Genomic DNA, 12103 nt, shown 5'->3' on the forward strand with positions numbered 1-12103 from the left:
CAGTTCGTTTCTAGTTTACATAATATCTATTCTAGGAACTTGGTTTGAATCAGTAAAATAACGATAAACCATGTTATAATGAACATAAATATTCATTTCTTAAGCATTCGTACATAACTTGCAGTATACAACTTATCTGGGAGTTGATTTTAAATGCCTTATGAAAGCAAAATTAGACAACATAATCCTGATCGTGTTACGAAACATACAACGATTAGCCATGCTTTACTTGAACAAATCAAAGAAATTGCAAATCGTAATCAGGTTCCCGTTAATCAATTATTAACTGAGGCTATTGATTACGTATTAGAATGCTATAAAAATCCTAAAGATTTTAAACCTCCGGTTAAACCTGTTGATCGAATTAAAATGGGCACAACATTTAGTAACAAGCAATATGAGTTACTTAAAGATCGGGCTCGCAGGCTTAATACTCATGCTAACACTTTAATTGAGATGGGAATGGAAATTGTTATAAAAAAACATCATCATTTATAACGCGATCCCTCCCTCAGTTCGTTAGTGTTTTTAGTTTACATAATATAATTATGATAAACTAACTCCTTTTTCTAACTTTGCTTCTCAATTCAATAATTCGCGAATAACCATAAATCTGCTTAACAACTCTTCCATCTCTTCATGACTAACCCTAACTGGTATTTGATCATTTAATGTTATAACATGCTCTTGTGCTCCGCTTTCTATTTCTTTCATTAAATAGTCGCAAATCGTTTCTAGCCTCTCCTTGCTAATTACTGACTGGGTATTCATATGCTTAAATTGTGTTAACACAAATGCATCGTCTTCAATTTCACCTACGATTAGTTGATTTTCTACCATTTATACCACTCCTCACTTACCATTAAGTTGCTCCTCCTCTCCCTTTTTTATGACAATGAACATATTAAGAATTGAAACTTTCCTTCTTTTCTAGTATGTTTTGTATTATCTGATATTGAAAGGATCGAGAATTCTATGACCAAAAAACTCTATTATGAAAACGCATATTTAAAAAATTGGACAACCACTGTTACAAACGTGATACATAAAGATGATTACTGTCTTATTACACTAGCGGAAACCGCATTTTATCCTGAAGGCGGTGGACAACCATCTGATTCAGGGCTAATAGATAATATTCAAGTTTTAGATGTTTATCAACATGACGGTGAAGTATATCATAAACTCCCCCATCCCCCAGCTAATCAAGCTGTACAATGTCAAATTGATTGGGAGTTAAGATATGACCATATGCAACAGCATACTGGCCAGCACTTATTATCGGCGATTTGTATTGAAGAATACGATGCCCATACATCAAGCTTTCATTTAGGAAAAGATACGGTTTCAATTGACTTAAGTGTTCCTACATTAAATGATGATCAACTTCTGCACATTGAAAATCAAGTGAATAAAGCGATCATTGAAAACCGCGAAATCAAAACATATTTTGTTTCTAAAAAACAAGCTGAAACCCTTCCCCTTCGAAAAATGCCCGATGTGGAAGGTGATGATATGCGTATAGTGGAAATAGATGGCATTGATACATCAGCATGCGCAGGAACACATGTATCGCGAACTGGTGAATTAGGACTAATGAAACTGTTAAAAACAGAGAAAAGCAAAGGCAATACGCGTGTATACTTTATTTTTGGTGGCCGTGCTTTGAAAGATTATCAAGCAACACATTCAGTTTTAATAACTTTAGCAAACCAACATAGCACAAACCGTGAAGGTCTCGCCGAAAAAATTTCGAAATTAGAAACTGAAAACAAACAGTATCAGAGAGAAATTGAGGAGTTAAATGGAAAAATAAATCAGTTTCTAGCTCAGGAATTAGTCGAATCTTCTAATAGAAAATTGATTGTTAGCTCCTTCGAGGATAAATCATTGAAAGATCTTCAAGGCATTGCGAAAGAAATAAATGAAATATCAAATCGATGTGTCATTTTTACAACGTCGCTTGAAAATAAATTGCTACTTTCACATAATGGCTCTATCCCCCTTCAATGTGGTCAATTATTCAAGCAAGAATTGAAAAATTTCAATGGTAAAGGTGGCGGCAATAATACCACTGCTCAAGCCGCATTCAATAACCGAAATGACATGGAAGCATTTAAAGACTACTTAGAAACAAAGATAAATGAAACATTATAAGAAAAAAGCTACCCGATGAGGTAGCTTTTTTCTTATAATTTATTAGAATTTAAGCCTAGGTTAATAACCCCCGCTTTTGTTAATGAATCGTATAGGATTACGAGTAACGGTCCAAGGAGTAAACCAACAATACCAATGATTTTAAATCCTAAATACATACTGATAAGTGCTGCCAAGGCACTGATACCAAAGTTCGATGAATACACTTTTGGCTCAATGATTTTTCGTATTACTGTAATCAGTACAAAAAGAATGATTAATCCTATCCCTAGCTTTGTATTCCCGTTTATTAAAACAAAGACTGCCCAAGGTACAATAAATGACCCTGTACCTAAAATGGGTAGTAAATCAACAAGAACGATGAGCAAAGATATGATAAAAAGATAGTTTACACCTAGTACCCAAAGGCCAATGTACGTAATGATAAAAGTTACCCCACTTAGGATAATTTGAGCCTTAATAAAGCCAACAAATATTTTTTTCAATTGGGTTGTGACAATTTTTATCTTCTCGATAGAGCTATCCTGCAACATTGCCTTGAATTTATTTTTGATCCCAGGAAAATCGTTCATAAAAAGAAAGGCTGCTACTAAATAAACAATCAGTTCTAATAATAACTCTGGAAGACTGGATACGAAACTAAAAGTACCCTCTGTAATATTTCTTGCGGCAACAATCAATAAATCCTGGAACGAATACAGGGTATTCATGATTGAATCCAAGACTTCCTTTGGTAAATCTTCAAAGTATGTCTCAAACTTTTGAAACGTTGCAATAATCTGGTCAGTATCTATACTAGATATGTAAAACGGAATATTTTTCACGATGGTAATCAATTGATTGATTATGACATTGACTAACAAATATCCCAAAAATAAAACAAACACCATAAATATTACAAACGTAACAGTTACAGAATAGATTCGTTTAAATCGGTATTTTGTAATTAATAAATTGACAATTGGCTCTAATAAGAGCGCTGTAAGAAAGGCCAAAATCAATGAAATTGACATTGGTAATAAATACAATAAAACAATTACTGCTATGACAAGGAGAATATTTCTTTTTGTAAAATATTTTTTTATCATTTTCTAAATATTACCCACTCTCTACTAATCCGATATCCTTATAAGAATATTGTACAGGAAAATAGGTATTTTTAAAATATAAATATTTTTTCAAAATCGATACAGAAATGTTGACAATGTATCTTTTTCAACACAAAAACAGCTACCAAATGGTAGCTGTTTGTAAATCAAGAATTGGGTTCATTATTCGATTCTTCTCTCGTCTCTATCCACGTATCAATTACTTCTCCCGCTTCATCTGTATCTACTATAAACGAACCATTGCTATACCGATCATTTGGGCGTAAAGATTTAGTTTCAATCGATTCGATTTTACCGTTTTGTGTTTTTAGGAATAACTCATCTAATTCTGAAACTATATGTGCTCCTGCAATTCTATGTGGATGATTTTTTAGTTCACGAAGCATAACCAATCCTCGTTTTGCTCTTGTTGCTTTTTCAAATTCAGTGATTTTCATTTTCTTGACTGCACCACGTTGTGTAACAATACTAATATCAACTGGTGTTGATGGTGGCACGACATATCCAGCAACGACATAATCTCCGTCCTTAAGATTTATACCTTTAACCCCTGCAGCTCTTGCTCCGACTACGTTAACCTCTTCTTCTCCAAACCACAGGCCATACCCTAGATGAGTAACTAAGAAGACATCCATATTGCCATTTGTAATATGAACATTTACAACTTCATCATCACCTTTTAAATTCATCGCTACAAGTGGTTTTGAATAGCGTTGTGCTTTATATAGAGATAACTCGGATTTTTTCACCATTCCATTCTTCGTAGTGAATAGAAGGTATTCAGGTAGCTCGAAGTTCGTAACTGGGAATGCCTCAATGATGTATTCATCACGATCAATGGCGATTATATTGGCAACATGTTGGCCAAGGTCCTTCCATCGAATATCAGGCAGTTCATGTACAGGAAGATATAAATAGTTCCCTTTGTTCGTAAAGAGTAACAATGTATCTGTCGTATTAATTTCAAATTTCCGTAATAGTCGATCTGTATCTTTCATACCGAAGTCAAGCCCATTTGAAGCAGCATAAGAGCGTGGACTTGTTCGTTTTACATACCCATCTTGCGTTACAGTGACGATAACATCCTCAGATGGAATGATCACCTCAAGATTGATCTTTATTTCTTCAATCTCTTCTTCTATTTTTGAACGGCGATTATCTGCATATGTCTTTTTCACACGCTTTAAGTCTGTCTTAATTACTTGGAGGAGCTTGCGTTCATTTTGTAGTATTTCAACTAATTCATTAATTTTTTGATTTAACTCATCAAATTCCTGCTGAAGTGCTGTTATGTCTGTATTGGTTAAGCGATATAATTGCAAGGATACAATAGCTTCCGCCTGTGCCTCTGTAAAATCAAATTTTTTGATTAAATTGTTCTTAGCATCCCTCTTATCTTGCGATGCTCGAATTGTTGCAATTACCTCATCTAAGATTGATAACGCCTTAATAAGTCCTTCAACTACATGCTGACGTTCTTGAGCTTTTTCTAATTCAAATTGAGAGCGATTCGTGATAACCTCTTTTTGATGGTTAATATAAGCATCTAAAATTTTCGGTAAGCTCATTAATACGGGTCTTCTATCTAAAATAGCAACCATATTAAAGTTATAAGTTATTTGAAGATCAGTATTTTTATAGAGGAAATTTAGTACCCCACGAGCGTCCGCATCTTTTTTCAGTTCAATGACGATTCTCAAACCTGTCCTGTCTGTTTCATCACGAACTTCACTTATCCCTTCCACTTTTCGGTCCAAGCGGATCTCATCAATCTTTTTAACCATATTCGCCTTATTCACTTCATATGGAATTTCCGTTACTACAATCTGTTGCTTGCCACCGCGAAGGTCCTCAATTTCTGCTTTCCCTCGTACAATAATTTTCCCTTTTCCTGTTTCATACGCTTTCTTAATTCCTTCAATTCCTTGAATGATACCGCCAGTTGGAAAATCAGGTCCTTTAATCACTTGCATCAGATCATCGACAGTAGAATTTGGTTTGTCGATTCGCATAATCACACCGTCAATGACCTCACCGAGATGATGAGGCGGAATATCTGTTGCATACCCCGCTGAAATACCAGTGGAACCATTTACGAGCAAATTCGGAAAACTTGCTGGTAAAACAACAGGTTCCTTACTTGTATCATCAAAGTTTGGGATGAATTCTACTGTATTCTTTTCAATATCACGTAAAAGCTCAGAAGCAAGCTTTGAAAGACGTGCTTCCGTATATCGCATAGCTGCTGGCGGGTCTCCATCGTTACTACCGTTATTTCCATGCATTTCAATCAAGACATTACGAACCTTCCAGTCCTGACTTAAACGAACCATTGCATCGTATACCGATGTATCACCATGTGGATGGTAGTTACCAATTACGTTACCAACTGTTTTGGCCGATTTACGAAACCCCTTATCTGCCGTATTCCCCTCGACATGCATGGCATAAAGTATCCGCCTTTGAACAGGTTTTAAACCATCCCTTGCATCAGGTAGCGCCCGATCTTGAATGATATATTTACTATATCTACCAAACCGATCCCCGATTACCTCCTCAAGAGGCAAATCGCGGAATTTCTCTGTTAATACCATCTATTGTTACTCCCCTTCTACGACCGATAAGTTTTCATTATCCAGAATATTCGAATCATCATCAAGACCAAAGGCAACGTTTGATTCAATCCACTTCCTACGTGGTTCCACCTTGTCACCCATTAGAGTAGTAACTCTTCGTTCAGCTCTTGTTACATCATCGATACGAACTCGAATAAGGGTCCTCGTGTCAGGGTTCATCGTTGTATCCCAAAGCTGGTCGGCATTCATCTCTCCTAGACCTTTGTAACGTTGAATCATATACCCTTTTCCTACCTTACTGATTGCACTCTTTAATTCATTATCATCCCAGGCATACTCGATTACTTCTTTTCTTCCAGTTCCTTTACTTACTTTGTAAAGTGGTGGTAGAGCTATATACACTTTACCTGCTTCAATTAATGGCTTCATATAACGGTAAAAGAATGTTAATAGCAAGACCTGAATGTGTGCTCCATCCGTATCGGCATCTGTCATAATGACAATTTTGTCGTAATTAATATCTTCAATGTTAAAGTCAGCTCCAACACCGCCGCCAATTGTATGAATAATTGTATTGATTTCTTCATTTTTAAAAATATCAGCGAGCTTTGCTTTTTCCGTATTAATGACCTTACCTCGTAACGGAAGAACTGCTTGGAAACGACGATCTCGTCCTTGTTTGGCAGAACCACCTGCAGAATCCCCCTCTACTAAGTAGAGTTCATTTTTCTCTGGATTCCGAGATTGTGCGGGTGTTAACTTACCGCTTAATAACGCTTCAGATTTCTTGCGTTTTTTCCCGCTTCTCGCTTCTTCTCTCGCTTTCCTAGCGGCTTCACGTGCTTGTGCAGCTTTAACTGCTTTTTTTACAAGTAGTGTACTAACCTCTGGGTTTTCTTCGAGAAAATAAGCAAGATTTTCAGATACAACTGAATCAACAGCCGAACGTGCTTCACTTGTACCAAGTTTTCCTTTTGTTTGCCCCTCGAATTGCAATAACTCTTCAGGAATACGGACAGATACAATAGCTGTTAATCCTTCACGTATGTCAGAACCATCGAGGTTTTTATCTTTTTCTTTTAGTTGGCCTGTTTTTCGTGCATATTCATTAAATGCTCGAGTTAATGCCGTTTTTGATCCTACTTCATGGGTACCTCCATCTTTTGTTCTCACGTTGTTAACAAAGGATAGAATATTTTCTGAATACCCATCATTAAATTGAAATGCAAAATCGACTTCAATTCGGTTCTGTATCCCTTCAAAAGAGACAACAGGATGCAATACATCTTTCTCTTCATTCAAATATTCAACAAATGCTTCAATACCGTTTTCATAATGGTACACTTCATGAAGATCATTTCTCTCATCAAATATTTCAATTTTTAATCCTTTTAATAAGAAGGCGGATTCTCTTAAGCGTTCACTTAGAATTTCGTAATTAAATGAAGTGGTACTAAAAATAGTCGGATCTGGCTTAAAATGAATCGTCGTACCAGATTGATTGGTTTTACCGATTTTTTCAAGAGTGGTAACAGGAATCCCACCATTTTCAAAGCGTTGTTCATATATAAACCCATTGCGTTTAATCGTAACGGTAAGCCATTCTGATAGAGCATTTACAACAGAAGCTCCTACACCATGAAGGCCTCCACTAGCTTTATACCCGCCTTGTCCAAATTTTCCGCCTGCGTGCAGCACGGTGAAAATAACTTCTGGCGTAGGCTTACCCATCTTATGCATTCCTGTTGGCATGCCGCGACCCTTATCCTGGACACTTAGACTATTATCTTTATGAATTTTCACAATGATATGATTACCATAACCAGATAAAGCTTCATCCACTGAATTATCTACAATTTCATAAACAAGGTGGTGAAGACCTTTGCTATCTGTACTCCCAATATACATACCAGGTCTTTTTCTAACTGCTTCAAGGCCTTCTAGAACCTGTATTGCATCATCATTGTAGTCAAATTGCTGCTTTGCCAAAAAACATACCCCTTTCATATACAAAACACCTGAGTCTTGCTCAAGTACATAGCTAACAATTAGCCTCTCTCTATATAAGCATTCACACTTAACAGAACAAATGTTTTATCTTTTAATAACCTACCTTTTATTTTATAACTTTATTAGGATTTCGCAAACCGTTTCTCGCATAAAGGCGAAAATCCTTGTGTAAAACAAGGATTTTTTGTCGCGTCAATGTTATCTTGTCAAAGCATGTTCTACCTTAATACAGCGGTCCATTACAACTGTATGTCCGCGATCCTTTAAAAAGTGATAGGCTTCTTCACTTACACATCCAAGCTGTGACCAAAATACATCTGAATCAACTTCAATAAAATCTTTCGCAACATCCATTAAATATTCAGAACGGCGAAATACATTCACGATATCAATATGTCCTTCTATTTCTTTAAGTGATTTAACGGCTTTCACACCTAAAGTCTCCTCAATATTTGGATTTACGGGAATGATTTCATACCCAGCATCCTGCATCGCTTTACTTACCATATTGGAGGTTCTTTCAGGATTATCAGATAAACCTACAACAGCAATCCGTTTACTTTTCTTTAAAATTTCACCAAGTTCAGCACGTGTTGGTATTTCCAAAGACATTTTGACGAGCCCCCTATATATATATATAACATAGTATTTCGGTCAAATGCTGAGATATTCCTGCATTTTTTTTGATTTTCAATAAGTCTGAATCGTTAAACACCCTTTTTTAAATATTTTGCATACATGTATGGAAAAATATTTTCAAGAAAAATGCTTAGGATAATGAGAATACATGTACAAGCATGGTATAATCACAAAAGAATGCTAAAATATTGCATAAAGCACTTATCTATTTTATTAAAGGGGTTATGTATATGTTACTAAATATAGTTATTATACTCCTAGCTTATCTCTTAGGTTCCATACCTTCTGGTTTAATCGTTGGGAAGGTTGGGTATGGAATTGATATTCGGGAGCATGGCAGCGGAAATTTAGGTGGAACCAATACTTTCCGTACGCTAGGGAAAAAAGCGGGATTAATCGTAACGATCGCAGATATCTTAAAAGGAACATTAGCGACGCTACTACCACTTATCATCTTAGGTGACTCTGGCGGATTACATCCACTATTAGTCGGCATGGTTTCAGTTGTCGGGCATATGTATCCAATTTTTGCTGGATTCAAAGGCGGTAAAGCTGTTGCAACGTCTGGTGGAGTACTATTAGGTTATAATCCACTCCTGTTTATTACAACTTTATTATGTTTCTTTATTTTCTTGAAGTTGACGAAGATGGTTTCACTTTCCTCTATGTTAGTGGCCATTTACTGCATCACTTATAGTATTGTATATAGTATTTTTATTAAAACAGATTATCCGCTAATCATTGTTGTCTCTTTACTCGCGGCGTTCGTATTCTATCGCCATCGAGCAAATATATCAAGGATTAGAAACAAAACAGAACCAAAAATTAAATGGCTATAGGAAGCCCAGTGCGCAGAATATCGGCATCAAAGACACAAGACGAGCATCCACTGAAGGCTCTATTTGTCTTCTTAAGTAATTGGCTTTTGACCCGAGACTTTTGCCTTGAAGCTGTCGCCAAAAAGTAAGACGTGTGAATAACCAATCACACGTCTTTTTTCATCAATATTCGATAAATTCCTACCTTTTTTTCATAGTTTTGTATTATAGTAGAAATAGATTGAACTATTAATTAGGGAGAATAGTCTATGAGAAAAAGCAGAAGGAGAAAAAAGTCAGGAATTAGCATTAAATATTTGATTAGTTTTATGATTTTATTACTGGTTTCAGTAGGTGCCTACTTCACATTTAATAATGTTAAAGCAAACACATCAACGGAAGCCTACATTGCTCAAAATCATGAATTTAAACAGACTGAACAAAGCTTCAAGCCATATACTACCTCAATGACTTTGGCAGCAATCGGCGATATTTTAATACATGGCACAGTTTATAATGACGCTAATACTGGAGCCGGCTATGATTTTAAACCGATGATTGCAAATGTGAAAGATTTACTTGAAAGTCCAGACCTTACGATCGCAAATCAAGAAACGATTGTGGGGGGAACTGAAATCGGATTATCCACTTATCCTTCCTTTAATAGTCCTTTTGAGGTAGCTGATGCATTTAAGGATGCAGGTGTAGACATTGTTTCGATTGCCAACAACCATACACTTGACCGCGGGGAAAAGGCAATCATTCGTGCTACCGATTATCTGAATAAAATTGGAATGGAATACACAGGTGGCTACCAAAGCTTTGAAGATAAAAGTAAAATTCGAGTATTAAATCGGAATGGAATCAGTATTGCTTTCCTCTCCTACACGTATGGAACCAATGGTATTCCTGTACCAAAAGGTAAAGAGTACCTTGTCAATTTAATTGAAATGGATGCAATTAAAGAGGACATTACGGCAGCGAAGCAAGTAGCGGATGTGATTACAGTAAGCATGCATTGGGGGAATGAGTATCAATTATACCCAAATGATTATCAAAAAGAACTTGCTCAACAGCTAGCGGATGAGGGAGTCGATCTCATCATAGGTCACCACCCTCACGTCTTACAACCGATGGATTGGTTAACAGGTAAAGAAGGTAACCGAACATTCGTTGTCTACTCTTTAGGGAATTTCTTATCTGGACAGATGAAAGATTATAAAGATATTGGTGGGGTTTTGAACGTAGAAATTGTGAAAGAAGTTAAGTCAAAAGATGAAACAATCATTCGAATCGAAAACCCACAATTTACACCAACATACGTTACAAATAACAACTACAAAAACTTTAAAGTCGTACCACTTCAAAATGCAAAGTCATTCGGATTAAGTAATGCACCAAGTAAATATGAAGAAATGACTCACCATATGAATCAGTGGATCAATAAAGAGCAATAAAAAAACAAGGCATGCCTTGTTTTTTTATTTCCCTTGCTTTTTCGCTTTTTCATATGCATCATGCCAATTGGGATAATGCTTACGTATCGAAATTGGACGAAAAGTTTCTTTTTTCACGCAAACATGTGACGAAGTTCCAGTGATGGATACTTCTCCATCTGGTGTTTCGATTTCATATCCATAAACCACACGTAGCCCATCATAATGTTCAATCCATGTTTTAACTAATGCAGTTTCACCGTATCTTAATGGTTTTTTATAGGAAACCTGTAGATCAATAACTGGTGAAAGTATTCCGTCATTTTCCATTTGCGCATAACTAAAGCCTAAATCCTTAATAAGCTGAGTTCTACCAAGTTCCATCCAAACTAAATAATTTGCATGGTAGACGACACCCATTTGGTCAGTTTCTGCATATCTTACTTCGACTTCTTTTTTTGATATAAGCAATTGGACCTCTCCCTACATATAAATGAAATATCCCATATTCATATAGTATCACATATCCAAAAATCCTTAATAATGAAATGTCATCAAAAAAGTATGCCAATCATGGCATACTTCTTACCTTACTTATATCCATTTTCCCTTGCAGCAGCTTCGTCTTTAATCTCTTCTCGCATTGCTGCAATTGATTCTTCTCGACGTTGGTTCTTTGCCTCGATATTTCGGCGTTCTTGTTCGTTTGAGAACTGCATAGCTTCATGGGACTCTTCAATGTTTTCGATCGTATTTTGAACCATGTCCTGCAGTCTTTCTACATTATTACTACGATCGTCTGGTTTTGGTTTGTTGTGAGTCATCACATTACCTCCTATGTAATAGTATTACATCTCTATTTTGCATCACATCTAGAAATTTTATTTCTAAAAATAAGAGAATCCTTATGAAAAAAAAGGATAGTCAAACCAAATAATGAAAAAAGGACGTTATCAAAGACGTCCTTTCGTACTAACTTATTCACCTTTCGTTTGCATAACCTGAGCATGTTGACCTGATTTATCTTGCATTTTCTTACCTTTATTTCCACCAAAACCACGTGGTTGTGTTCCAATTTGATTATTTTTAAATTGGTTATGATTATTTTTCGGCATATTAATTCCCCCTCCTCTTTTACATTATCACCTATAATTGTGATTCTCATGTAAAAAAAGTAGTGGAGGATGTATCCATATGAAAGATTTGGTGGAAAATTTCACTCAGCTTTTTCTAATCTTTTCTGCTCTAATCTCGCCTCAATACGCTCCATTGCTTCTTGGTCTTTTAGTAGCTCTAGTTTGTTTTCTTTAACCAAATCTTCAAACGAAACCTTTCTAAGTTTTCTCAATTTTCTCACC

At 35.9% G+C, this 12103-nt stretch carries 13 protein-coding genes; 4 read left to right on the top strand and 9 right to left on the bottom strand.

The annotated features are described in order from the left end of the window. Positions 1 to 153: 153 nt before the first annotated feature. Positions 154 to 498 carry a hypothetical protein gene (locus ACWPVE_RS20765; protein WP_453996705.1) on the top strand — a complete coding sequence of 115 codons (345 nt, stop codon included), beginning with the start codon at positions 154 to 156 and terminating at the stop codon, positions 496 to 498. Positions 499 to 582: 84 nt separating this feature from the next. On the opposite strand, the gene ACWPVE_RS20770 is transcribed toward ACWPVE_RS20765, so the two are convergent. Further along, entirely contained in the window at positions 583 to 840 is a 258-nt protein-coding gene (locus ACWPVE_RS20770) for a hypothetical protein (RefSeq protein WP_453996707.1), read from the bottom strand. A 135-nt stretch (positions 841 to 975) separates the two neighbouring features. Between ACWPVE_RS20770 and ACWPVE_RS20775 the strand changes: the two genes are divergently transcribed. After that, complete coding sequence (locus ACWPVE_RS20775) at positions 976 to 2157, top strand: alanyl-tRNA editing protein (protein WP_453996709.1); 1182 nt, start codon at positions 976 to 978, stop codon at positions 2155 to 2157. Between the two features lie 32 nt (positions 2158 to 2189). Here the strand turns inward: ACWPVE_RS20775 and ytvI are convergent, their stop codons facing one another. The 4 genes from ytvI to ACWPVE_RS20795 form a co-directional block, all read right to left on the bottom strand. After that, the gene (gene ytvI, locus ACWPVE_RS20780; protein ID WP_453996711.1) at positions 2190 to 3245 is read right to left on the bottom strand and encodes a sporulation integral membrane protein YtvI; all 1056 of its coding nucleotides are present in this window, start codon (positions 3243 to 3245) and stop codon (positions 2190 to 2192) included. A 167-nt stretch (positions 3246 to 3412) separates the two neighbouring features. Then, the gene (gene parC, locus ACWPVE_RS20785) at positions 3413 to 5860 is read right to left on the bottom strand and encodes a DNA topoisomerase IV subunit A (RefSeq protein WP_453996713.1); all 2448 of its coding nucleotides are present in this window, start codon (positions 5858 to 5860) and stop codon (positions 3413 to 3415) included. Positions 5861 to 5866: 6 nt separating this feature from the next. Beyond that, positions 5867 to 7849 (bottom strand): DNA topoisomerase IV subunit B, encoded by a 1983-nt coding sequence (gene parE, locus ACWPVE_RS20790; protein WP_453996715.1) that lies wholly within the window; start codon positions 7847 to 7849, stop codon positions 5867 to 5869. A 201-nt stretch (positions 7850 to 8050) separates the two neighbouring features. Next, positions 8051 to 8464, bottom strand: a complete 414-nt coding sequence (locus ACWPVE_RS20795) for a CoA-binding protein (RefSeq protein ID WP_453996717.1) — start codon at positions 8462 to 8464, stop codon at positions 8051 to 8053. Between the two features lie 257 nt (positions 8465 to 8721). Here ACWPVE_RS20795 and plsY point away from each other — a divergent pair, with 257 nt between their 5' ends. Next, positions 8722 to 9330, top strand: coding sequence for a glycerol-3-phosphate 1-O-acyltransferase PlsY (gene plsY / locus ACWPVE_RS20800; RefSeq protein WP_453996719.1), 609 nt, complete (start codon positions 8722 to 8724; stop codon positions 9328 to 9330). 248 nt (positions 9331 to 9578) lie between these two features. Continuing rightward, the gene (locus tag ACWPVE_RS20805) at positions 9579 to 10766 is read left to right on the top strand and encodes a CapA family protein (RefSeq protein ID WP_453996721.1); all 1188 of its coding nucleotides are present in this window, start codon (positions 9579 to 9581) and stop codon (positions 10764 to 10766) included. A gap of 24 nt (positions 10767 to 10790) precedes the next feature. On the opposite strand, the gene ACWPVE_RS20810 is transcribed toward ACWPVE_RS20805, so the two are convergent. The 4 genes from ACWPVE_RS20810 to ACWPVE_RS20825 all read right to left on the bottom strand — a co-directional run bounded on the left by ACWPVE_RS20810 (position 10791) and on the right by ACWPVE_RS20825 (position 12093). Continuing rightward, a complete protein-coding gene (locus tag ACWPVE_RS20810) occupies positions 10791 to 11216 on the bottom strand; it encodes an acyl-CoA thioesterase (RefSeq protein WP_453996723.1) in 426 nt (141 codons plus the stop codon). 119 nt (positions 11217 to 11335) lie between these two features. Further along, a complete protein-coding gene (gene tlp / locus ACWPVE_RS20815; protein WP_453996725.1) occupies positions 11336 to 11569 on the bottom strand; it encodes a small acid-soluble spore protein Tlp in 234 nt (77 codons plus the stop codon). A 153-nt stretch (positions 11570 to 11722) separates the two neighbouring features. Next, complete coding sequence (locus ACWPVE_RS20820) at positions 11723 to 11860, bottom strand: acid-soluble spore protein N (RefSeq protein ID WP_453996727.1); 138 nt, start codon at positions 11858 to 11860, stop codon at positions 11723 to 11725. A 101-nt stretch (positions 11861 to 11961) separates the two neighbouring features. Then, positions 11962 to 12093: an FbpB family small basic protein gene (locus ACWPVE_RS20825; protein WP_453996729.1), complete on the bottom strand. Its 132-nt coding sequence runs from the start codon at positions 12091 to 12093 to the stop codon at positions 11962 to 11964. Between the last annotated feature and the right edge of the window lie 10 nt (positions 12094 to 12103).

It is taken from the genome of Bacillus nitroreducens (assembly GCF_964021195.1).